Origin of the sequence: Pseudomonas sp. GM33 (assembly GCF_000282295.1) — a bacterium.
Taxonomy (GTDB): Bacteria; Pseudomonadota; Gammaproteobacteria; order Pseudomonadales; family Pseudomonadaceae; genus Aquipseudomonas; species Aquipseudomonas laurylsulfatiphila.
In genome coordinates, this window is record NZ_AKJO01000176.1 from 85,349 (window position 1) to 108,506 (window position 23,158).

At 60.2% G+C, this 23,158-nt stretch carries 23 protein-coding genes; 9 read left to right on the forward strand and 14 right to left on the reverse strand.

Annotated elements, in window-relative coordinates; genetic code table 11:
- Window positions 1-8 precede the first annotated feature (8 nt).
- Genes PMI26_RS03340 through PMI26_RS03320 form a run of 5 tightly spaced genes read right to left on the reverse strand, consistent with a single transcriptional unit; the run spans window position 9 to window position 4,928 of the window.
- Complete coding sequence (locus tag PMI26_RS03340; protein ID WP_007979542.1) at window positions 9-806, reverse strand: SDR family NAD(P)-dependent oxidoreductase; 798 nt, start codon at window positions 804-806, stop codon at window positions 9-11.
- A gap of 29 nt (window positions 807-835) precedes the next feature.
- On the reverse strand, window positions 836-2,335 hold the full coding sequence (locus PMI26_RS03335) for a sugar ABC transporter ATP-binding protein (RefSeq protein WP_007979544.1): 1,500 nt from the start codon (window positions 2,333-2,335) through the stop codon (window positions 836-838).
- 23 nt (window positions 2,336-2,358) lie between these two features.
- Window positions 2,359-3,309 (reverse strand): sugar ABC transporter substrate-binding protein, encoded by a 951-nt coding sequence (locus PMI26_RS03330; protein ID WP_007979547.1) that lies wholly within the window; start codon window positions 3,307-3,309, stop codon window positions 2,359-2,361.
- A gap of 57 nt (window positions 3,310-3,366) precedes the next feature.
- Window positions 3,367-4,353, reverse strand: coding sequence for an ABC transporter permease (locus PMI26_RS03325; RefSeq protein WP_007979549.1), 987 nt, complete (start codon window positions 4,351-4,353; stop codon window positions 3,367-3,369).
- Between the two features lie 59 nt (window positions 4,354-4,412).
- Entirely contained in the window at window positions 4,413-4,928 is a 516-nt protein-coding gene (locus tag PMI26_RS03320; RefSeq protein WP_007979551.1) for a flavin reductase family protein, read from the reverse strand.
- 289 nt (window positions 4,929-5,217) lie between these two features.
- On the opposite strand from PMI26_RS03320, the gene PMI26_RS03315 reads away from it, so the two are divergent.
- A complete protein-coding gene (locus tag PMI26_RS03315) occupies window positions 5,218-6,144 on the forward strand; it encodes a LysR family transcriptional regulator (RefSeq protein WP_007979553.1) in 927 nt (308 codons plus the stop codon).
- A gap of 159 nt (window positions 6,145-6,303) precedes the next feature.
- On the opposite strand, the gene PMI26_RS03310 is transcribed toward PMI26_RS03315, so the two are convergent.
- Window positions 6,304-7,218, reverse strand: a complete 915-nt coding sequence (locus tag PMI26_RS03310) for a pirin family protein (RefSeq protein ID WP_007979555.1) — start codon at window positions 7,216-7,218, stop codon at window positions 6,304-6,306.
- Between the two features lie 122 nt (window positions 7,219-7,340).
- Here PMI26_RS03310 and PMI26_RS03305 point away from each other — a divergent pair, with 122 nt between their 5' ends.
- The 3 genes from PMI26_RS03305 (at window position 7,341) to PMI26_RS03295 (ending at window position 10,343) form a co-directional block, all read left to right on the forward strand.
- On the forward strand, window positions 7,341-8,252 hold the full coding sequence (locus tag PMI26_RS03305; protein WP_007979557.1) for a LysR family transcriptional regulator: 912 nt from the start codon (window positions 7,341-7,343) through the stop codon (window positions 8,250-8,252).
- 94 nt (window positions 8,253-8,346) lie between these two features.
- Entirely contained in the window at window positions 8,347-9,162 is an 816-nt protein-coding gene (locus PMI26_RS03300) for an AraC family transcriptional regulator (RefSeq protein WP_007979559.1), read from the forward strand.
- Window positions 9,163-9,272: 110 nt separating this feature from the next.
- On the forward strand, window positions 9,273-10,343 hold the full coding sequence (locus PMI26_RS03295; RefSeq protein WP_007979561.1) for a threonine aldolase family protein: 1,071 nt from the start codon (window positions 9,273-9,275) through the stop codon (window positions 10,341-10,343).
- A 79-nt stretch (window positions 10,344-10,422) separates the two neighbouring features.
- Here PMI26_RS03295 and PMI26_RS0129875 read toward each other — a convergent pair whose 3' ends face one another.
- From PMI26_RS0129875 to PMI26_RS03280, 4 genes are all read right to left on the reverse strand, one after another.
- Complete coding sequence (locus PMI26_RS0129875; RefSeq protein WP_033048352.1) at window positions 10,423-10,680, reverse strand: Atu4866 domain-containing protein; 258 nt, start codon at window positions 10,678-10,680, stop codon at window positions 10,423-10,425.
- Window positions 10,681-10,695: 15 nt separating this feature from the next.
- Window positions 10,696-11,433: an SDR family oxidoreductase gene (locus PMI26_RS03290; RefSeq protein ID WP_007979562.1), complete on the reverse strand. Its 738-nt coding sequence runs from the start codon at window positions 11,431-11,433 to the stop codon at window positions 10,696-10,698.
- Window positions 11,434-11,567: 134 nt separating this feature from the next.
- Window positions 11,568-12,491, reverse strand: coding sequence for an NADP-dependent oxidoreductase (locus PMI26_RS03285; RefSeq protein WP_007979564.1), 924 nt, complete (start codon window positions 12,489-12,491; stop codon window positions 11,568-11,570).
- A gap of 74 nt (window positions 12,492-12,565) precedes the next feature.
- Window positions 12,566-13,006: a DoxX family protein gene (locus PMI26_RS03280; RefSeq protein WP_007979566.1), complete on the reverse strand. Its 441-nt coding sequence runs from the start codon at window positions 13,004-13,006 to the stop codon at window positions 12,566-12,568.
- A 153-nt stretch (window positions 13,007-13,159) separates the two neighbouring features.
- On the opposite strand from PMI26_RS03280, the gene PMI26_RS03275 reads away from it, so the two are divergent.
- Window positions 13,160-14,062: a helix-turn-helix domain-containing protein gene (locus PMI26_RS03275; RefSeq protein ID WP_007979568.1), complete on the forward strand. Its 903-nt coding sequence runs from the start codon at window positions 13,160-13,162 to the stop codon at window positions 14,060-14,062.
- Between the two features lie 44 nt (window positions 14,063-14,106).
- On the opposite strand, the gene PMI26_RS03270 is transcribed toward PMI26_RS03275, so the two are convergent.
- Window positions 14,107-14,871 (reverse strand): SDR family NAD(P)-dependent oxidoreductase, encoded by a 765-nt coding sequence (locus PMI26_RS03270; protein ID WP_007979570.1) that lies wholly within the window; start codon window positions 14,869-14,871, stop codon window positions 14,107-14,109.
- A gap of 252 nt (window positions 14,872-15,123) precedes the next feature.
- On the opposite strand from PMI26_RS03270, the gene PMI26_RS03265 reads away from it, so the two are divergent.
- Both PMI26_RS03265 and PMI26_RS03260 read left to right on the forward strand, forming a co-directional pair.
- On the forward strand, window positions 15,124-16,041 hold the full coding sequence (locus PMI26_RS03265; RefSeq protein WP_007979572.1) for a LysR family transcriptional regulator: 918 nt from the start codon (window positions 15,124-15,126) through the stop codon (window positions 16,039-16,041).
- Window positions 16,042-16,218: 177 nt separating this feature from the next.
- Window positions 16,219-17,112, forward strand: a complete 894-nt coding sequence (locus tag PMI26_RS03260) for a LysR family transcriptional regulator (protein WP_007979575.1) — start codon at window positions 16,219-16,221, stop codon at window positions 17,110-17,112.
- On the opposite strand, the gene PMI26_RS03255 is transcribed toward PMI26_RS03260, so the two are convergent.
- From PMI26_RS03255 to PMI26_RS03245, 3 genes are all read right to left on the reverse strand, one after another.
- Entirely contained in the window at window positions 17,100-18,272 is a 1,173-nt protein-coding gene (locus tag PMI26_RS03255; RefSeq protein WP_007979577.1) for a (R)-mandelonitrile lyase, read from the reverse strand. The genes PMI26_RS03260 and PMI26_RS03255 overlap by 13 nt on opposite strands.
- Before the next feature lie 18 nt (window positions 18,273-18,290).
- A complete protein-coding gene (locus PMI26_RS03250; protein WP_007979579.1) occupies window positions 18,291-19,346 on the reverse strand; it encodes an alpha/beta hydrolase in 1,056 nt (351 codons plus the stop codon).
- Between the two features lie 61 nt (window positions 19,347-19,407).
- Window positions 19,408-20,511: an alpha/beta hydrolase gene (locus tag PMI26_RS03245; RefSeq protein WP_007979581.1), complete on the reverse strand. Its 1,104-nt coding sequence runs from the start codon at window positions 20,509-20,511 to the stop codon at window positions 19,408-19,410.
- 206 nt (window positions 20,512-20,717) lie between these two features.
- Here PMI26_RS03245 and PMI26_RS30975 point away from each other — a divergent pair, with 206 nt between their 5' ends.
- Together PMI26_RS30975 and PMI26_RS03240 are read left to right on the forward strand one after the other, a co-directional pair.
- Window positions 20,718-21,017 (forward strand): DUF4189 domain-containing protein, encoded by a 300-nt coding sequence (locus tag PMI26_RS30975; protein WP_007979583.1) that lies wholly within the window; start codon window positions 20,718-20,720, stop codon window positions 21,015-21,017.
- Between the two features lie 160 nt (window positions 21,018-21,177).
- Complete coding sequence (locus PMI26_RS03240; RefSeq protein WP_007979585.1) at window positions 21,178-22,917, forward strand: dipeptidase; 1,740 nt, start codon at window positions 21,178-21,180, stop codon at window positions 22,915-22,917.
- Window positions 22,918-23,158 lie beyond the last annotated feature (241 nt).

Below are 23,158 nucleotides of genomic sequence, written 5' to 3' on the forward strand. Positions count from 1 at the left end.
TTTATGCTTCAACTTCCGTGCAGCAACCAGCCGCCGTCCACCAGCAAATCGATGCCCGTCACATAGGACGACAGCGGCGAAACCAGGAACAGCACGGCATCGGCGATCTCCCAGGGCTCGGCCGCCCGACCCAGGGCGATGTTGCCCAGCACGTTGTTCTGCCTGTGCTGTTCGAGCAGTTCCGGCTCCAGGTTGCCCGGCGTCGCGGTCAAGCCCGGCGAGATCGAATTGACCCGAATGTTGAAGGCACTCAAGTCCTTCGCCAGGCTCCGGGTCATGGCCAGAACCGCGCCCTTTGAAGCGTCATAGGTGCAGTGATTGGCCATGGGTCGGTGAGCGCAAATCGACGACAGATTGACGATCGCCCCGGCGCTTTTCTGCCGGCGCATTTGTCGTTGTGCGGCCTGAGCGCCCAGAAACACCGCCCGCGTATTGATCGCGTGGACTGCGTCCCAGAAACCCGCATCGATGTCATCAACCGCCTGGAGCGGGTAGACGCCAGCGTTATTGACCCAGATATCCAGGCCACCGAAACGTTCGATCGCGGTGTCCGCCAACCCTTGAATGTCACTCGGACGACTGACATCGGTGGCGTGAAAGTCCACGGCGAAACCGGCCTCGATCAGTTCGCCGCTGCGCTCCGGCGCCAGACTGCCGATCAGTACATTGGCCCCTGCTTCGGCCAGGCGCCGACTGATGGCGAAGCCGATGCCGTTGCTGCCGCCGGTGACGACGGCGGTTTTTCCGGACAAATCCAGCAGTTCGGCAAAGGGCCGATACGGCAGCGCCTGGTACGGGTTCGACATGTTTGATCCTCCTCGATTAATGCCCGTCATCAAGCGGTGGCCAGGGTCATGATGCTGTCGGGGGCAATCTGCGGCCGATGCAGAATGCCCTGGGAACAGCCGCGCGCCATGACCATGACCCGATGGGAGAGACCGATGACTTCCTCCAGGTCGGAACTGACGACAATCACTGACACCCCGGTTTTAGCCAGATTGATGATCAGCTCGTAAATCGCCGCGCGTGCGCCCATGTCGATGCCTCGGGTCGGCTCATCGAGGATGATGACTTTCGGATTGCGCGCGATCCATTTGGCGATCACCACTTTCTGCTGGTTGCCGCCGGACAACTTGTCGAGCATCTGCCCCGCCACGCCCTTGATCCCCAGCGTCGCAATGCGTTCACGGGCGAATGCCGCTACCCGGTGATTGGCCATGACGCCGCAAGAGCTGAGACTATCCAGATTGCAGTAGGCCAGGTTCTCGGCAATCGTCTGGCTCAGCACCACGCCTTCGGATTTGCGGTCCTCCGGGATCAGCACGACACCGGCATGGATCGCCGCCAGCACGTTATTGGCTGGCAGTGTCCGATCCCCCAGGACCACCCTGCCCTGGCTCAACGCACTCAGCCCGGCGATCGCCTGAACCAGCTCCGTTCGACCGGCGCCGACGATACCGGCAATGCCGAAAATCTCCCCGGCCTTCACTGAAAATGACACATCGTGAAAGCGCCCCGCCTTGTCCGACAGATGCTCGACGCTCAATACCGGCGCATCCCCTGGGGTCGGCAGTTCCGGAAACAAACGGTCGATCGGGCGCCCTACCATCTGCGACACCAGGACGCCGACATCGGCCTTTCCGCTGTCGTGACGAGCGATCAGGTGACCATCGCGCATGACCACGACCTTGTCGGCGATCCGCGCGATCTCATCCATGCGATGACTGATGTAGATGAAGGACACGCCCTCCTTCTTCAGCTCCTCGATCTGTTTGAACAGCAGGTCGGTTTCGTCCTTGCCCAGGGCTGCGGTCGGCTCGTCGAGAATCAACAGACGCGAGTTGAGCGTCAGGGCCCGGGCGATTTCCACCAGCTGCTGGGCGGCGATTTTCAGTTGCCGCACCGGTTTATCCGGCGAGATATCCAGACCCAGGCGCCGCAGTTGCGTCTCTGTTTCACGGAACATCTTCTTACGGTCGATGATGCCGTCGCGGGTCGGCAGATGACCGAGGAAAACGTTCTCCGCCACGCTCAGGTCAGGCAGCAGGTGGACTTCCTGATGGATCATGTTGATCCCCAGCGCCATCGCAGCCCCCGGTCCACTCGGCGCATAGGGTTCACCGGCCAGGAACATCGTGCCTTTGGACGGCGTCAGTGCGCCGGCGACGATGGAGGAAAAGGTCGATTTACCCGCGCCGTTTTCCCCCAGCAATGCCACCACTTCTCCATAGCCGATATCGAGGCTGATATCTTCCAGCACCCTGACCGAGTTGAATGACTTGCCGATGTTGCTTGCACGGAACAACGGCGCCTGGGTGGTATTGATCGCACTCATGACTTGCCCTCCCTTCACCGGTCTCAAGGATGCTGCTCAAGGAAGGTTGCTGCGTTTTCCCGGGTGGTGACGAAGGCCGGCAACAGCTGAGTCTTGGTCACCGGTTTGCCTTGCTGCAGATCGACCGCGGTACGCAACGCGGTACGACCCATTTCCACGGCTTGTTGCGTGATGGTCATGTCCAGTTTTCCATCGCGAATCGCTTCCAGGGCAGATGGCAAACCGTCATAACCGAACACCCAGACCTTGTGATCGATGTTGGCCACCTTTACCGCCTGAGCCGCACCGAGCGCCGGCGCATCGGAACGTCCGATGAACACGTTGATCTTCGGGTTTTTTTGCAGCATGTCCTGGGCGACCTTGAAGCCGTTGTCCTGCAGCCAGTCAGTCGGTTTGCGGTCGATGATTTTCATCTCCGGGGCCTCGGACAGCACCGCATCCAGGCCTTTGGCCCGAGCGACTTCAGTGGAGTCGCCAAGAGTCCCTTGCAGCAGGCCGATTTCAGCCTTGCCGCCCGTCAACTTGATCATTTGCCGGGCCAGTTCGCCCGCCGCGGCCAGGTTGTCGGTAGAGATGTAGGCATCGCATTCGACGTTTTTCGGAAAGTTGTCAATGCAGATCACCGGCACACCCTGCTGTCGCGCCAGGCGCACAGGCACGGCCGAAGCAGCGCTACCGGTGGCGGTGTAGAGCAGCACATCGATGCCTTTGCTCAACATGTCCTGAATCTGACTGACCTGGCGCGCGGGATCGGCCTGTGCATCGGCCACCAGCACATTCTTGATGCCGAGGGTCTTGGCTTGCTCCATGACACCGTCTCGAACCATCAGGTAGAACACCCATTGCAGGCTCGGGATCGACATCCCCACGGTGATTTCGTCCGTAGGTTTGCTTTGTGCGTAAGCACCGGCCGACATCAGGCAACCCAGCAATGGCAACCACAGAAAACGAAGCGAAAAAGCAGACAGGTTCATGTTTTTTACCTTTTTATTGTGCGTGGAACGATGCGGGTGTTGGTCAATGACCCGGGATCAGTCGGCCTTGCGCTTGAGCAAGTCGAGCATCACCGCGAAAGCGATCACCGCGCCGATGACCACTTGCTGGACGAAGGGAGAAATACCGGCCAGGTTCAGGCCATTGCGCAAAACGCCGATGATCAATACGCCGATGATCGTGCCGACCACACTCCCCGCACCGCCCTTGAGGCTGCCACCGCCGATCACCACGGCAGCGATCACATCCAGTTCGTAGCCGACACCCGCGCCGGCACCGGCGGTGTCCAGGCGGGAGGTCATGATGATGCCGCCCAGTGCCGCACAGATGCCCGAGATGATGTACACCGCGCTGGTGTAACCCTTGACCCGGATACCGGCGAGCTTGGCCACCTTGCTGCTACCGCCGATGGCATACAGGCTGCGACCGGGCACCGTGAACTTGAGAACGAACCAGAACACCAGCGCCAGTACCACGAAACAGCTGACGGTGAGCGACAGCACGCCGCCATAGCGAATAACCGAGAGGTTGCTGAACCACTCCGGAAAACCGCTGACTTGCGCGCCGTCCGTGACCATATAGGCCAGGCCACGCGCTATGGACATCATCGCCAGCGTCGCAATGAATGATGGCAGGCCAGCCCGCACCACCAGCAAGGCTGTGGTCGACCCACACGCTGCACCAACGGCTATCGCTCCGAGCATGGCTGCCCACATCGGCAGGCCGAGAACCTGTTCGAGCCAGCTCATGACCATGATCGCTACCGCCAGCACTGCACCCACCGACAGATCGATGCCACCGATGAGAATCACCAGCGTCATGCCCAGCGCCATGATGCCCAGCACCGTCACTTGATCCAGCACATTGAGCAGGTTGCTCAAGGTCAGAAAACTATCGGTAAAGAAGGTTAATACTGCACATAACAATAAAAGCCCGACCATCGGACCCGCCACACTGTTTTCCAGACCGACCCACTTTGGAACCGACCCGGGCAGTCTTGTTTTTGCCAACAACTGATTATTCATACCCACATCCACTTCTTATGTAATTGTTATAAGATCGAGCAGTACGCGCCAACTACGAATTAACGACTCAACTCCCTGTAACGCCCCTCCATATATAAAAGTGGCTCGTCCAGTGGCTGCGTGATGACATAAATGACGTTGCCGATAATCACCGTGTGCGTGCCGTGTTCAATCTCCTGCACCACCTCGCAAAAGATCGCCGCCTGGGCGTCGGCCAAGTAACGAATACCGTGAACACCCGTGCGCCAGTCACCCTCGACAAAACGTCGTTCGCGCAGATCGGGCTGGCTGAATATTTTGCAGATCGGTTCGTGCTGACTTTGCAGCATGTTCACGCAGAACAGCCCGGAACGCTTGATGATCGGTGAGGCACTTGCGCTGCGATTGACACAGATCAGGGCCGACGCAGGGTCCATCGACACCGAGGAAAAGGCAGTCGCAGCCAGGCCGTGGGGCTGACCATCGTCATCAAGTGTGGTGATCAGGGTTATAGAGGAGGCAAAGCGGCCCATTGCCAATTTGAACTGACCGGCCAGGTCTATCGAAGGGGCGGCCTCTTGATATTGAACGCGCATAGCATAAACCCTCTTTTTATTGTGACTCACAGGCACTGGCTAGCATTATTAACAATCAATCGGACTTTTCTATTCGATTTTAGGAAATTGACTCTTCACTAAAGCTGAAAGATGAACCAAACAACAAACACATTTGAATTCGTTTCACAGACACCCTCAAACCCCTACTCCAAAGCGCTTGCGTACTTATTCACCTTATCCGTCGACTTTTTGATTAGATGGTTTTTACTGAATAATTGGCTGATACTTTGACAGCAATAAAAAGCAACTTTCACGAGGCGAAATCCCCATGGTCGATCGATTGCAGGACATGCGGCTGTTTCGCCTTGTCGTTCAGACAGGTTCACTTTCAACGGCGGGTCGGCAAATGGGCCTGTCGCCAGCGGCCATGAGTGGTCGACTCAAGGCGATGGAGGACTTCTATGGATTGCGCTTGCTCAAGCGCAACACCCGAAGCTTGAGCCCTACCGCCGAAGGGCAGTTGCTGTTTGAAAATGCCCAGAGAATTCTCGAGGAGGTCGACACCCTCGACAGCATCATCAAAAACGGCCACAGCGATTTGCTGGGCACTATCGGCCTGACGTGCCCTACCGATCTGGGTCGGCAGTGGATCAGCCAACTGGTCGATAGTTTCATCAGCGAAAATCCCCATATCCGCATTCGCCTTTTTCTCACTGACCGCGTACTGGACTTTGTCGAGTCCGGCTCGGACATTGCGATCAGGTTCGGCGACCTTCCGGACAGCACACTTATCGCCCGCTCCCTTGGAGTGGACCGGCATATAGTTTGCTGTTCTCCGCAGTATCTTGAGCGGCACGGCGCACCGCTCAGCCCTGAAGACCTGCAGCATCACAACTGCCTGGTACACCTGAGTGCAGACTTCACACTTGATCGATGGAAATTCATGGATAAAGGCGTGCCGACCACCATTCAGGTCCAGGGCAATCGGCTGGCCAACGACGGTTTCACCTTGCGCCAATGGGGCGTTCAAGGCTTGGGGATCATCTGGAAGTCAGCCTGGGAGGTGGCGGACGACATACAAGCCAAACGGTTGGTCCCGCTGCTTGAAGACTATCAATGCCCCAGCACCGGGTTTCACCTGCTGACCGAGGGTGGAAAAAAGCTGCCGTTACGGGTCAAAACCTTCGTCGATTTTGCCGTGCAGTACTTCAAGAAACTCGACACGCCGTCGCGATACAACCTGCCCTCCCCCTGACAAGACCTGCTCAAGACATCGGCCTTGATCTGACGAACTGAGCACTGTTGGAGCCACCGTTGGAGTCCACAGGCGTGAGGCTTCTCGATACAGCGAAGCCCCCGTTCCATCTCAAAATCCTTCGACCGGCACCAATTCGGTCAGACCAGGACATCCGGGTTATTTGAAAACCGGCACACTGCCTGAGCCGTCGGGCTTTTTCAGATATTCACGCAACCGGACGCCAATCTCGGCGATTTTCGCCTCCCCCGCCCGCAAGGCTTGCGGGTTGGTATGCACCGAGTAGTTGCCCAGTGCCAGGTCATGGGGATGGGGTAACGCCGAGCCGATCACGAAGACCGTATCCTTGTGCATGGCCTTGAGCGTGACGGCACCGCTACCGGGTTCGAAGATCACCATTTCTCCCGCCATGACCACCCCGGGCGCGCCAAGGGATCCGCGGCTGACGCTCAACCACAACGACTCATGACCATCGGGCGGCACATAGCGCCAGGATTCCCCGGCACGCAGCGTGACCAGCAGATAATTCATGCCGGCGGGAGCGCGGACCGGACTTTGAACACCTTGATAGGTGCCGAGAATCACCCGCGCCGGCCCCACTTCGGGCATCGCGCTCGACTCCAGGTACTGGCTGTCGACACTGGCGTTTTCCAACGCCGGCGGCAGTGCCACCCACAATTGAAAGCCCTGGATCCGTTTCGATGTCCCCATCGACATTTCCTTGCCGTGCCAGACTCCGCCTCCGGCCCGCATCCACTCGACCCCGCCGTAGTCGATCATGCCCTTGCCCGAATCCGCATCCTCGAAGCGCAGGTTGCCTTCGGTGATGACGGTGACGGTGGCGATGCCCGAGTGCGGGTGCATGGGCATGCCATTGATGAACGAGCTCTCACCTTCGAACAGATCAAGGAACACGAAGGGCTTGACCAGGTGGCCGAGATCACCCGGGCTCATCAACCGGACAATAGCGCCATGTCCGCTGCCTGTGGTGCGGTAGCTGATTGCCCGATAGGAGTCGGTTTCACGCGCAGTGCCCGGAGCTACCGCGTTGTATGGCTGTGGCTGAACGTTCATCAGGATCACTCTAAGCAGGAGGCATCACGGCCCGTTACCCCAAACAATAGAGCGAGGCCGATTACTTGATTAGCCGGTACAATTGGATTTCACTCGTCCACCCATGTCAGGAATGACCGGCCATGCTCGACCTCAATGACATCGCGATGTTTGTCCAGGTGGTCCGCTGCGGCAGCTTTGCCGAGGCGGCGCGCCGGTTGGGCATGCCGCCCAATACCCTGAGTCGCCGCATCCAGCAGCTCGAAGCGCACCTCGGCACACGGCTGCTGCAACGCTCCACCCGCAAGCTCACGCTCACCAGTGCCGGCCAAGGCTTTCACGAGCGTTGCGTGGGAGCCGTCGAGGGTCTGCTCGAAGCGGGACAAGCGCTGATGACCGGCAGCAACGAACCCAGCGGGCTGGTGCGGGTGGCGGCTCCCGCCGACTTTTTCGACTTTTTCCAGATGGAGTGGGTGAGCGGGTTTCTGGCCGAGCACCCGCGCGTGCGGCTCGATTTCGTGCTCAGCGATGCGAAGGCCGACCTTATCGCAGAACAGATCGACGTCGCCTTTCGCGGCGGCCCCTTGCGCGATTCCGGCTTTGTCGGCCGCCAGATCCTTGATCCGCGCAGCGTCGGCATGGTGGCCAGTCCGGCCTACATCGCGGCGCGTGGCGCCCCCCGCACCTTGCAGGACCTGGCGGACCACGACTGTGTGATCTCCGCACAGCCGGGCGGTCACGCCACCTGGCGCCTGGTCGGTCCCGAGGGCGAGGAAGAAGTGCAGGTTGCCGGGCGCTTCAGCGGCAATACCGCCCAGGCATTGCGCAAGGCCGCCGTGGCCGGGCTCGGCATCGCGTTGCTGCCGCCCGTAATGGCCAGGCTGGAGGTAGAGACCGGCGCACTGATCCCGGTGCTGCCGCAATACCAGCCCAAAGGCTATGGCCTGAACGTGCTGTATCCGAGCCGTCGGCAGTTGCCGCTGGCGGTATCGGCATTCATCGGGCTGGTGATCCGGAAGATGAATACGGCAGACTCACCGCAGGTGCCTCAGTAACCACCCCCGTAACTGGCACCCCATGGATCTGAACCGCGGGAGCACCTAGACTTTGTGCGCCCCTGCCCTCCTCGCCGATTGTTGAACGGGTCCCATGACTGAGCATGCCAAGTACCATCACGTGTCCGAAGTACCAGGCCTGGTCTTGGGTTCCGCACGCTTTGCGGATGTCGGTTTCGATCGCCATTACCACCTCGATTTCCACATTGGCTTTGTCACCGAAGGCATCCAGCGTCATCGTTCGAAAGGCGAGTCGTTTCTTTTGGGGCCGGGCCGTATTGCCCTGATGCCGCCGGGTGAAATTCACGATGGTGCGTCTGAAGGCGGCGGTGCCTATACGCTCAAGACGTTCCGTCTGTCCCAGGCACTGATCGCGGACATGACCGAGGAGATCAGCGGTCAACCGAGAGAACTTGAGTTGACCAGTGTGTTGCTGGAGGACGCGCGGCTTGTCGGCAACCTGCGCGGGCTGCACGAAGCGATGCAGCAGGCCGTTGGCCCCGGCAGCCTCGCGGTGCAGACGCAATGGATCACCCTGCTTGAACGCCTGTTGCGCCAGTCACGGACAATCACGCCCGAAAGCATTCCCGGATCGCTCTCAGCCCTGCAATGGTCGCGCGTCAGGGACTATTGTTTCAGCCACATCGATCAGCGCATCACGCTCGATGATCTTGCCGGACTGTGCGGTCTGGGCCGATTCCCGTTCCTCAAGCAGTTCAAGCGGACCATCGGCATGACGCCACACGCGTGGCTGCTTCGGCTACGTCTTGAACGGGCGTGTGGCCTGCTATCGCGCAGCGGCCAACCGATCATCGATGTCGCCCACGCTGTCGGCTTTTACGATCAGAGCCATTTCAACCGCGCCTTTCGCCAGGCATTCGGCGTCGCCCCCTCGCGCTACAGGACTTAGGGCGTCGCACAGGCGAGCGTCAATTTTTTACAAGCGCGACAACCGCCCCTCTCCCTAGGATGCGCCAATCCAGGCGAAACACCTTCGCCTGCGCAGCCGAGAGTTGGATGATGAACGGTGAAACAAGCAGAGCGCCCGCCCTGGGTTTTTCAAGTGACAACATCGCAGGCGCATCGCCGGAGGTGGCACACGCCCTCGTGAAGTACAGCACGGGCCAGGCGGGCCCCTATGGCAGCGACGAGTTGACGGCGCAGGTCCAGCGCAAATTCAGCGAGATCTTCGAGCGCGACGTGGAGGTCCTTCTCGTGCCCACCGGCACCGCCGCCAACGGCCTGTGCCTGAGCGCGATGACACCACCCTGGGGCAATATCTATTGCCATCCCGCCAGTCACATCAATAACGACGAATGTGGCGCGCCTGAGTTCTTCTCCAACGGCGCGAAGCTGATGACCATCGACGGCCCGTCGGCCAAGCTCGACATCAACCAACTGCGTGAGCGCACCCGCGAAAAACTGGGTGACGTGCACACGACCCAGCCCGCCTGCGTCAGCATCACCCAGGCCACCGAAGTTGGCAGCGTCTACACCCTGGACGACATCGCGGCCATCGGTGAGGTCTGCAAGTCGGCCTCCCTCGGGTTCCATATGGATGGATCCCGATTCGCCAACGCCCTGGTGTCCCTGGGTTGCTCGGCGGCAGAGATGACCTGGAAGGCCGGCGTGGATGCCCTGTCGTTTGGCGCCACCAAGAATGGCGTGCTGGCGGCGGAAGCCATCGTCCTGTTCAACGCCTCCCTCGCCACCGAGATGAGGTACCGCCGCAAGCGTGCAGGTCACCTCTTCTCCAAAATGCGTTTTCTTTCGGCGCAGATCGATGCGTACCTGACCGATGATCTCTGGCTGCGCAATGCCCGCAAGGCCAACGATGCCGCCCAGCGCTTGGCGCAGGGGCTTGCCGGGCTGAGTGGCGTTGAAGTGCTGGGTGGCACCGAGGCGAATATCCTGTTTTGTCGGCTGGACTCTGCCGTGATTGATGCACTGCTGAAGGCCGGGTTCGTCTTCTACCATGATCGCTGGGGCCCCAACATCGTGCGTTTTGTCACCTCGTTCGCCACCACCGCCGAGGATGTCGATCACCTGTTGAGCCATGTGAGGCGAGTGGTGAGGTCGGTACACGCATAACGGGCGCAAGGCGCAATGACGGATGGCGGCGGTGCTCACTCTTAGTCGAATGAGCACCCGCCATTGCGGCGTCAGGCGTCTACATCTGGCGGTAAAGAATCATGCCCGCGTGATACAGAATCCCGTCGCGGAACTCCCCGTCAGCCGTGAAGCCGGTGTCATCGACGTACTCGATGTGGTCACCCTCCAGCCAATACCGGCCCTGGTAGGCACTCGTCTTGCGGCCCCGGGCTTCATCGTATCGGCCACCCGGTAACAGCTCATGGCGGATGAGTCCGTCTGCCGTGACCCACAGACCGACGTACTTAGCCTGATCAGCGGATTTTTTCCTCGTCATGTTCAGGTCCTCCGTTCAGAACGCGCTGGCAGTCGGGCGGACAATCAGCTCACTGACGTCCACATCGGCAGGCTGTTCAATGGCGTAAGCGATCGCACGAGCAACCGCCATTGCAGGGATGGCGATCTTGCGGAACTCACGCATCTCCGCCCGCCCGCCTTCATCGGAAATGCTCTCGGCCAATTCGGACTCGGTAACCCCAGGGGAAATCACGGTGACACGAATGTCCCCGCCGACCTCCTGGCGCAACCCTTCCGAGATGGCACGCACGGCAAACTTGGTCGCGCAGTAGACCGCCGCCGTCGGGCTGACGGTGTAGGCACCGATCGAGGCGATATTGATGAACTGGCCTGATTGCTGTTTTTGCATCAGCGGCAAACCGGCCGCGATACCGTGCAAGACCCCGCGAATATTGACGTCGATCATCCGGTCCCACTCGGAGACTTTCAGCGCCTCGAGTTTCGACAGCGGCATCACCCCGGCATTGTTGACGATCACATCGACCCGGCCATGCAGCTTCAACGCAAAGTCCACAAACCCTTGCATGTCGTCTCGGCGGGTGACATCCAATGCCTGGAAGTGAGCGACTCCACCGCTCGCGTTGATCTCGCCACAGAGTATTTCGAGGCGCTCGGTACGACGTGCCCCGAGCACGACATGCGCCCCCTTGCTGGCCAACAGGCGCGCTGTCGCCTCGCCTATACCACTGCTCGCGCCGGTGATCAGAACGATTTTTTTCGAGATGTTCGACATGACCCTATTCCCTCACTTGAGTGTCTGGTGACGCGAGAGCGGTGTCTCGCTGCCAGTCCAGATTAGGAATAACGACGGTCGGCCAGTTAGTCAGATCCTTCTGACAACTTGCCTGATCCTGTCGGGGGAACACCTTACTTCGTGGTGTCGAGGACAAGCCTGCCCTGTAAATGCCGGCCCATGCTTTTCTCGATCGCCACTTTCGCCTCACTCAACGGGAATGCCTCGACGTCGACCCTGAGGTGTCCCTTGTCGAACAGTTCAGCAATCAGCGAAAGCTGCCTGCCATCCGAGCGAGTCGCAAAGTTGGTCGGGGTCACACCGTAGTCGTTGGCCAGCGACATGTTCGGCAGGCTCACGGGCGATACCAGCACGCCGTGTTTTTTCAGCACCGCAAACGAACGGGTCTGTGTGTCGCCGCCCACCAGGTCCAGTACCACATCGACACCGGACACCAGCTCTTCGAATGCCTGGGTGCTGTAGTCGATGGTGTAATCAGCGCCGAGGTCTTTCAGATAAGCATGATTATGCGCGGAGGCCGTTGCGTAGACTTCGGCGCCCAGGTACTTGGCCATCTGCACGGCCATGCTGCCCACGCCCCCGGCCGCGGCGTGGATCAACACTTTCTGTCGACGTTGCACACCCGCGTGTTCGGTCAGGGCCTGCCAGGCCGTCAGGGCCGTGGCGGGGACAGCGCTGGCCTGCAAGGCACTGAGTGATGTGGGTTTCAGCGCCAGTTTTGCAACCTGGGCGACGGCTTTGCTCGCATAACCCCCGACGATGTTGATGAAGCCGAACACTTCATCGCCGAGGCTGAACTCAGTGACGCCCTGCCCCAGCGCGATCACGGTACCGGCCACTTCAACCCCCGGGGTAAAGGGCAGCGGCAAAGGGATGAACGCTTTCATGGCACCGGAGAGGATCTTCCAGTCAATCGGGTTAACTCCGGCTCCGGCGACATCGATCAGTACTTCACCGACACCGGCCACCGGGTCGGCAATGTCTTCCAGACGTAAAACTTCAGGGCTGCCGTATTCGTACACGCGTATGGCTTTCATGGAGGTCTCGACTATCGAAAAAGAAGGGAGAAGAACATTGCGCTGCGAGGGGCTGGCCTTCGCAGCGCGGGGTATCAACGACGGCGGGCGTCCAGGCTGAATCGACCGGCACCAAAGGCCACGACCTGCAGCAGGCCACCCGCCATGGCGATGTTCTTGAAGAAGTGGATGAACTGGTTTTGATCGCCCAGGGCGTTATGGAAAGCCAGTGCGGTAAACACGCTGAACACAGCCAGCACAGCGGCAACGGCGCGGGTGCGGTAACCGGCGATCAGTGCCAGGCCACCACCGATTTCAACGACGATCGCCAGCGCCAGCGCCAATTGCGGAAGCGGAAGACCCACGGAGCTGATGTAGCCGACCATCATGGCCGGAGCGGCCAGTTTCGAAAAACCGGAGAGGATGAAGATTGCACTGAGCAGTACGCGGCCGATCAACGAGGCCGAGGCCTGGGTGAAGTCGGAACGGCTCTGTTCAGCGGTGGCGGAATGAGCGATGTTTGCGGAAGTCGTCATGAGGTATTTCCTTCAATGGGGTGCGATTCGACATGAACCGCCCTGTTGAGGAAATGTTGCTCCTGGACAGCTAGCCTGAATAGCCGACTAATTTAGATCATTAGATTCGATAAAATCGACAAGCTAATCACCCCATCGAAAGGGAGCTCAATCGTGCAAACCGCTGAGCGAACGTCTGCAACAGGCCTGGAGGCCCACATTCGCGGTCAGCGCCTGGCCGCCTCCGACGAGGTTTTTTCCAACGATGTGCTGGTGCAGATCTTTACCCGCGAGCGGATCGAGCAAAGCGTTATCGTTCCCGCCGTGGCTGAGCCGCTGATCGTCTGGGTACTTTCCGGGAGCGCCACCATTGAGGAACGGGAGGCAGGCGAAGCGTGGCGGGCGAGTGAAGTGACACAAGGGGATTTTTTCCTCACCACCAGCGCCATGCCCTACGAAATGCGCTGGCAAGTGACCAGTGCGGAGCCCTTTGTGGTGATGCACATTTACCTCGGCCTGCCCCTGCTGGAACGAGCGATCCAGGAAACCGGCAAACAGGTCACGGGGTCGATTTGTCTGCGTGAAATATCCGGGGGGCGTGACGAGACTTTGTCGTTGTTGTTCGAACAATTCAGAGTCGAACTGCAATCCCGGGGAGAAACCAGCCCGCTGCTGATGCAAGGCATCGCCCAGTGCATCGCCGTGCACCTGGCGCGCCACTATCTGGATGCGCAAGCCGATAACATCGTTCAGCGCAACGCCCTGCCGGCCTTCAAGCTCAAGCGTGCGGTGACTGCGATGGAGACGTCGCTGGGAGAGACGTTTTGCCTAGGGGATCTGGCCGACGCAGCCGGGATGAGCGAGTACCACTTCAGCCGTCTGTTCAAGCGCGCCACGGGGCTTTCACCCTCGCGCTACTTCATCAGGCTGAGAATGACCAAGGCCAGGCAACTGCTGATCGAAACCGACATGAGCATCATCGATGCGGGACTTGAGGTCGGGTACAGCAGCGCCAGCCATTTTTCCCAGGCATTCAAACGGGAGGTCGGCGTCCCGCCCAGTCATTACCGCAAATGAAAACGCGGCACGGCGCTCGCCGTGCCGCCAGTACAACCGGCCAATCAACTGCCCACGGGAATGCTCATGCCGCCATCGGCCATGACCACCGAGCCGACAATGAAACTGGCGCGCTCGGAGGCCAGGAACGCCACGATCTCGGCGATTTCATCGGGCGAAGCCGCACGGCCGATCGGTGCCGACTTGCCGTGCTCTTGCAGGAAGCCCGGGCCGTCTTCCATGAAGTGATTGAGCAGATTTGTGACCACGTCGCCCACGCCAATTGCATTGACCCGAATACCGTGCTCTATCGCTTCCAGGGCCTGGGTTCGGGTCAGTTGAGCCAGGGCCCCTTTCGATGCGGTGTAGGCCGCGATGCCCGGGAACGCGAAGTAAGAGGCATAGGACGCGATGTTGACGATGGCGCCTGACTTTTGCTTCATCATTTCCTTCGCCGCCTCACGGGAATGGAGGAACGCGCCCGTCACGTTGGTCTCCATCTGCCAGCTCCAGTCCTCGCGCGTCATCTCGACCAGAGGCTTGTAGATGATCCGCCCCGCGTTGTTGACCAGCACATCGAGCTTGCCGAAGTGTTGAACGGCCAGGGCAACCGCTTTTTCCGCCGAGCCATCGACCGTGATATCGGCCACGAATGGCACCAGGCCCGGACGCTCGAGGGTGTTCACTTCAGGGTTGATGTCTTCGGCAATGACCTTGGCGCCACGGGCATGGAACAGCTCGGCGATGGCACGGCCGATACCGCTGGCGGCGCCCGTGACAATCACGACTTTGCCGGCGATCTCGTTGGGGGTAGCAATAAAATCAGTCATCTCGTTTCTCCTGGCAAGAGAGCAGCTGAACCATTCCAGCCGCTGCGCATACGCCTGAACGTATGCGGGGTGTCGCTTTCGACGACTCAACTGTCGCCGATCACGGTTCGCCACTCTTTAGGAGCCTTGTTCAACCTGTCGCGGTTTTGCGCTTATCTGCCTGGTGTTTCATTTTTTCAGCACACCGGGCAGATGCATGACGCTATACGTTGTACCGGGATAATATTGGCCATTACGTTCGAGGAAACAGGCATGATCTCTGACCCCGGAACACCGACACTGGACCAGCTGCGCGTGTTCCTGACGGTCGTGGAAGTCGGCAGTTTTGCCGCAGCGGCCAGAAAACTGCACCGGGCCACCTCGGTCATCAGTTACTCGATCGCCAACCTGGAAATGCAGCTCGGCGTGTCGCTGTTTGACCGTCAGACCACCCGCAAACCCCAGCTCACTGATGCCGGCCGTACCGTGCTGGCCGAAGCCAGGACCATTGCCAACGGTATTCATGGATTGCGCGCCAAAGTGAAGGGCCTGCTCCAGGGGCTCGAAGCCGAGGTTCACGTGGTACTCGATGTGATGCTTCCCCCCGACCGGGTGGTGGACGCGCTCAAATCCTTTCGCGAAGCGTTCCCCACCGTTGCCCTGCACTTGCACATGGAAGCCCTCGGCGCCGTGACTGAGCTGGTGATCAACCGAGGCGCGATCATCGGCGTCAGTGGGCCCATGAATGAAGGCATCGACGGTATCGAAAGAATGGGCGTCGGCAGTGTCGAGCTGATTCCGGTGGCCGCCCCCAATCATCCACTGGCATCGAGCGACTCGAATGTTCCGGGCGCCGGGCGAGAGTTCACGCAACTGGTGCTGTCCGACCGTTCGGTGCTGACCAAGGACAAGGATTTCGCCGTGCTCAGCAACCGCACCTGGCGGCTGGCGGACCTGGGCGCCAAACACATGCTGCTGCGTGAAGGCATCGGCTGGGGCAACATGCCAGCCCCGATGGTCAAGGAAGATCTGCAGAGCGGCCGACTGGTGCAACTGAACATTCCGGAATACAAAAGCGGCCGATATTCCTTCGACGTCATCTACCGCACGGATCTGCCACCGGGGCCGGCGGCGCGATGGTTGATTGAACGCTTCGTCCAACAAGGCTCGGCGCAGGCGGCATCGGCTTGAGGATGGAACTTGTTGATTTTCTGGAAATCCCGGGGGAACAGAAATTACGAAATATCCTACGGTTTCCCGGAATTACGTGATGAACCATTTTTTGCCCAGACCGTGAACGTTCCAGGGCAACACCATTACTCACTTCAGATGGCATAATCGCAACCGGTTCATAACAGGTGCGTATCAATGACCGTCGAAAGCTACGACCAATTGGCGATCTTCTCGGCCGTGGCACAGGAGCGCAGTTTCACCCGTGCCGCCGCCAGGCTGGGTATGTCGCAGCCGGCCTTGAGCCGCGCCATGCGCCAGCTGGAGGATCGACTGGGTGTCCGGTTGCTGTCTCGCACCACGCGCAGCGTTTCGCCGACTGAAGCCGGCGAGCATCTGCTGCGGGTGATCGCCCCCAGGTTCGAAGAGATCGACAACGAACTGGCCTTGCTCAGTGCATTCCGCGACAAGCCGGCGGGCAAGTTGCGGATCACGGCCGGCGAGCATTCAGCGATCACGGTTCTGCACCCCGTACTGGCCAAATTGCTGCCGGACTATCCTGACCTCTACATCGAAATCATCGTCGACTACGGCTTTACCGACATTGTGGCCGAAGGCTTCGACGCTGGCGTACGGTTGGGTGAGCAGGTCGCCAAGGACATGATCGCCATGCGCATCGGCCCCGACATGCGCATGGCGGTGGTCGGCTCCCCCGCGTATTTCATCCGATATTCAAAGCCCGTCGTCCCGATCGATCTGATGCAGCACAATTGCATCACCTTGCGCATGCCGACTCACGGTGGGCTGTATTCGTGGGAGTTCGAGAAAAATGGCCAGCCAGTGAACGTCCGCGTCGAGGGCCAACTGGTGTTCAACAACATTGCCATGCGCCTGCAGGCCGCCCTGCAGGGGTTGGGCCTGGCCTACATGCCGGAAGACCAGGTGCAGGATCATGTAGCGCAGGGCCGGTTGATCCGCGTGCTCACGGACTGGTGCGAGCCGTTCTCTGGTTACCACCTCTATTACCCAAGCCGGCGGCAAAGCTCGCCGGCCTTTACCCTGCTACGCGAAGCCTTGCGCTATCCGGGCTGATTGGCCTGAGTGGCGTCCAGCGCCTCGGCGGCGCGCTTGGCGGCTTCAGCATCCCCCTGATCGGCCAGTAGCCGGGTCAACTGACGCAATTGCCCGACAGTCAGGCCGACCCGCAGGCTGGCGGCCATGTGCGAGCGCAGTTGTGACTCTACGCCCGGCGTGGCGGCCAGCGCCGCGACGGTCGCCAGCTCCCGACTTTGCCAGTCAAGGTTGTCGCGCTCGAAAATGTCACCGAACAGATGCGTTTGCAGGTACTGATTGATGACTGGGACGAAGTCGAACAGCGGCCCCTGGACAGGCGCCCCGGCAATACGCGTCTGGTTGGCCTTGCCAACCGCCAGCAACTCATCGCCGACGGGAATGGTGCGACCGGGCTCGCGCCCCGCGACATCCTCGATACCCCGCTGTTTGCGTGCCTGGACCACTTTCATCAACTCGCCAAGGGCATTGAGGCTGCGCGGAAAACCGCTGTAGGCGTAGAGCTGCACCAGTATTTCCTTGGCCTCGCTGACCGTCAGCCCCGCATCAAGCCCCTGGTTCAGGGCCGCGTTGAGTCGGGGAATATTGCTCGTGGCCATGGCGGCGGCAATCAGCGGGATGGCCTGCTGCCTGGCGGACAATGTCTCGGAAACGGGTTGCGTAGCAGGCAAGGATTGCGGCGCAACAGAACGCTGGGCGCTGTACTGGGCATCGGTGACCTTCTCCAGCCATTGCACGCTTTTGCCCTCTACCGAACCGGTCACGGCCAGGTGCGTCATGCGGCTCGCAGGAGCGGCACCATGCCAGTGCTTGACGCCCGGCGGGCAGACAATCACATCCCCCGGATGGATTTCCTGCACGGGCTTGCCCCACTCTTGCGTCAGGCCGACACCGGAGGTCACCACCAATCGTTGGCCGGCAGGATGGGTGTGCCAGGCCGAACGCGCGCCCGGCTCGAAGGTGACGTAGGCACCGGACGCATTATTCTCGCCCGTGGCAGGAAACAACGGATCGACGCGCACCTGTCCGGTGAAATAATCCGCCGGGCCGGCGACCGAAGCCTGGCTGCCTGCCCGACTGATCTGCTGGGCGGCCCTGGGCTCACTGACACTGTCGGCCCCTGCTGCGCCGGCAAAAGGCGCCGCGGCGCACACCGCGATGCCAAAAAGCGTGTTTTTCATGATGAAGGATCCCTCGAGTCAGAGTGTTCTGGCGTAGAACGCGTTCAACTGGCCTATGGCGACGTCCACATACTCAGGCACCCAATAGGTTTCGATATGGGTCGCGCCATCGATCGTGAACAGTTTCTTGTCCCGGGTTCCAGTGGCCTTGGCGAACGCCTGCTCCGACATGTACAGGCTGTCGGCCTTGCTGCCGGCGATCATCAGCAAGGGTTGGTCGATCAGTTCGATCTGGTCCGTGGCATCGAAGCTCATCAGGTCCAGCAGGCTGCTCTGGGTGTAGCGGAAGGTCGAGTTCGGATGGGCGTGGGTCTTGCCGTAATACTCGAAACCCTGCCGATACAGATCGAACGGCAGCCTGGCGATCTGCTCATCGGTCAGTCTGGCGTCGCCGACGTAGAGCACCTCCCCGCCCGCCGCTTCCTGCGCGCGGGCGGCCGAAGCCTGTTGCAAGCGCTCCTGGATCGTCGACAGTTGCGAGTCCCGGTAGCCATTGCGACGTACCAGCCCGGAGTTGAACATGCTCAAGGTCGCGATCGACTGGAAGCGCTTGTCGGTTTGCGCCGCCTTCAACGAATACCCCCCGCCGCCGCAGATACCGAGCAAGCCCAGTCGTGCGCTATCGACGCCCGGATAGCGGGCGATGAAGTCCGCCATGCCATGGATGTCCTCGATGCGGTACGCGGGCTTGTCGATGTTGCGCGGCTCGCCACCGCTGGCCCCCTGATACGCCGCATCCGCCGTGATCGTGATGTAGCCCTGATCGGCCAGACGCTGGGCATACAGGCCGGCGACCTGCTCCTTCACCCCGCCATTGGGATGCGCCACAACGACGGCCGGGTATTGCTTCGCCGCGTCATAATTGGCCGGGGTGTAGACGTTGGCGGCGATGTCCAGGCCGTTGAGTCTGTAGGTGACCGGATGGATGTTGACCTTGCCCGGCTCGTTCTTCACCAGCGCGCCTGCGTAGGTCAAGGTGTAGGGATTGTGTTTGTAGTCCGCGGCCTCGGCGTCAACGCCCGACATGCCGATCATGGTGGCCATGAGTGTGGCCTTCAGCGTGGTTCGCATCATGTGAATACTCCTGACAATTCCTGTTTCCAAGGGTGTGCGGCAGCGATTGCCCTGCTCGACATCAATCGAGGTTTTTCTCGGCGAGAAACTGCGAAACAAGGTCCGCGATCTCGACGTTGTTCAGGTCCGAAAACGGGAAGTGGCTGTTGCCCCTGATGCCGATCTCCGGCAAGTGAATGAGCCGCACGTCGCCACCATGGCGGTTCACGGTGTCTCGCCACAGTCGCGCCATCTCGAGCCGGGCACGCCAGCTGTCCTGTGCCGGTAAACGAACCGGCTTGTCGGGGATGTTGTCGCCGTAGATGATCAGGATGGGGATATGCGTCAGCGCTTCGAACTGCGCCTTCGATACGACCTGCGCCGAGAGCGTGTCGAACGCGCTGGGAATCGGCGCCGGCACCTCGCCTTCGGGAAACACGAAACTGCTACCCGGCTCGAACGCGACGATGCCCCGCACCTGTTGGCTCTTGATCGCGGTCATCCAACCGGGTCCACCGCCCTGAGAGTGGGTGAACAGGATGGCGGGCCCGGTCTTGTCCAACAGCGCGGATACGCCATCAGAGGCGACTTCAATGTCATAAGGGCCGGTGTTGGGTGTCATCGAACGGAAGAATTGCTCCAGCGCCTGCGGCCCACGGGGGAACTGACTGCCCTCGAAGGTTTCAGGCCACAGTCCGATGCGGAACTGGTTGAACCACAGTTGCTCGTCCGGCACTGGCTTGATCGTCGTTTCCACCAGGCTGCGCCCCGCATCGCCACGGCGCGGTTGGTCAATCAGGTAGGTGGAGAACCCGCGCCGCAGGAAGATGTTCTGGAAGCCTTCGCGGCCATCGGCCGTGGTTTCCCAGGACTTCGCCGATTGCCCCGCGCCATGCCACATGACGATGGGCAACGGGTGCGCATCGACCGGTACCTGATAGAACGCATACACATGGTCGCCATGGTAGGTCTGGCCGTCAGACATCATGGGTTTGTATGGATCGAAGCGACCCGGCTTGGTGATCAGTCCCCCGCCGGCAATCAGGCTGCCTTGATCCTTGATGATCAGCGGGCTGCGCTCGCTGCGCTCGTCAGCTTCCACGAGCGCCCCGCCGGTCAGGGTGAGACAGAGCGTGCCCGCCCTGACGGCGGCATGTGCGTACTTGCGGATGGAATCCCGGGTCATGAGTGGCTCTCGACGTGTAATCGCAGAGAGGCAAACTACCGCCCAGGCATTAATTAATGAATAGACCCAATCGGATAGCAGTAATACCAAAAACACATAATTGTATTTGTTGAGGCAGGTCCAGCCGAAGGTGGAGGATGTCCTGAAACAGGCCTAATCTGAATAGGCACGACCTTGAGCACGCCTCTTGATACAGGGGAACCAGGATGACGGGACATACAGCACGCCAAGGCTCGTCATGGATCCTGCTTTCCCTGCTCGCCGCCAATCTGGCGCTGCTGGCCGGATGCTCAGGCAAAACCACCACGGCTCGCCCTGCAGCCTCAAGCGTCGGCTCAACCTGCTATGCAAAGGCGCTTCCCACTGTCGGCGAAGGCGGCCTCGCTTGGGGCGACACCTTGAACATCGCTCGCCAGAAATCCCTGACTAATTGCAAACGCTATGCCGGCCGATCGGGTGGCACGCCGGATACCTGCCAGGTGGTGTTGGCGGAATGCAAACACTGAAAGAGCGTTTTTTCGTTTCTGCGTCGCTTTTGCATTTCTGTGCGACAGATCCCACTTCTAGGGCTCCCGTTTCACACGCGCATGGTGTTAGTTTTGAAATGTTTCTGATCAAGCGATCAGATATTTCTTACAACCCGCCTGCAAAGGAATGCCCCCAGCAATGGATTTTTCACTCAAGCACCTGGCTGCGACCACCCTGATGCTCGCCAGCCTTTCGTCGTTCACCAGCGCTGCCCACGCCAACATCACACCGCAACAGAGCGCGATCATCCTCAAGACGTTCAATGATGCTTCGGTCAAGGATTTCAGGCAGTTCCTGCAAACCCTGGCCAAGAGCGATGTCGCCAAAACCGACGACCTCGGCCCGGCCATCAGTGCCTTCCTCGGCAACAAGACGCTGTCCGCTGAGCAGCAGAACGAAATCCATCGTTTGCTGGGTCTTTATGCCCGGGTGAAGTACGGCAGCGCGGCCACCGAAACCCTGAAGGAGCTGGTGGCCATTCCGACCGTGCGCGTGGACGGCGTTGACCAGCACGACAACCCCGAATTCCTCAAGATTGCCGAGAAGATCAAGGGCCTCGCCCAGGCGTTCAACCTGAACTTTCGCAACATCGACAACCGCGTCTACGAGATCTCCCTCGAAGGCAAGGGCGATGAAGTCGTGGGCATTCACGCCCATGCCGATGTGGTGCCGGTGACGCCGGAGAACTGGGTTTTGCAGGACGGCACCCGCCTCGATCCGTTCAAGGTCACCCTGGTCGGCGATCGCATGTATGGCCGCGGCACCGAAGATGACAAGAACGGCATCGTGGTGGCGCTCTACGCCATGAAGATCATCAAGGAGGAGCAACTGCCGCTGGCGCGCAACTTCAAGCTGCTGGTCGACACCACCGAAGAAACCACTGGTGATGCCATCCCCTACTACTTCGAGCGCAACCCGACGCCCAACTACAACCTGGCACTGGATGGCGGCTACCCGGTGGTGATCGCCGAGAAAGGCTACGGCACCGTCATGGCGAGCTTCGCCAAGCGTGCTGGCGAGGGCAAAGGCGCAGAAATCATTTCGATGACCGGCGGCCTGGCCACCAACCAGATTCCGTCGACATCGGTCGCGACCCTGGTGACCGACAAGCCTGCCGAACTGGCTGCCGGCCTGCAAAAGGCCGGCACTGAGTACGCCAAGCGCAACGGCGGTAACTTCGAAGTGGCTGCCAAGGTCGACGGCAAGAACGTCAAACTGACGGTCACCGGCGTTTCCGCCCACTCCTCCGAGCCCGAGTCCGGCGTCAACCCGGTGGCCAGGATGCTCGACTTCATCAATAGCCTCGACGGCAAGGTCGCGCTCAAGCACAACCAGTTCACCGACGCTGCCCGCTACGCCGCCGACAACTGGGGGCTGGACTACCTGGGCGGCAAGCTGGGGGTCGGTTTTGCCGATGAATTCATGGGCCCGCTGACCACGTCCCTGACGTATGTCGGGATGGATGACAAAGCCTTCAAACTCGCCGTCAACCTGCGCGTGCCGAAGGGCAAGACGCCGGAGGTGCTCAAATCCGAAATCGCCACCAAACTGGACGCCTGGAGCAAGAAAACCGGGATCGCGCCGACCTTCGACCTGTCGATTGCCGAACCGATGTATCGCAACCCCGAGGGCGAATGGGTCAAGGCCTTGCTCGCAGTGGCCAGCGAAAACCTCGGCATGGAACACAAGTTCGGCACCTCCGCCGGCGCCACGTCCGTGCATGAATTGCCGAACGGCGTGCAATTCGGCCTGGCCATGCCGGACGTCAAGTACACCGGTCACAACGACAACGAGTTCAAGACGACCGAGCAGTTCCTGCTGGACTTGCAGATCGTGACCGAGATGATGGGCCGCATCGGGCAATTGCCGACGCTTTGATCGGTACTTTCACTGGTTTGGACTCGGACGCGGTCACCTGTAGGAGCTGGCTTGTCGGGTCGCCGCATCGCAGCGATGGTCGTTAACGATAACGCGTGTTAACCGGATAAACGCAGCGCATTTGAATCCATCGCCAGCAAGCTGGCTCCTACAGTTTCAGCGTGGACACGGCCCCCTGTGGGAGCTGGCTTGCCAGCGATGGTCGTCAACGATAACGCGTGCGAACTGGATAAACGCGGCG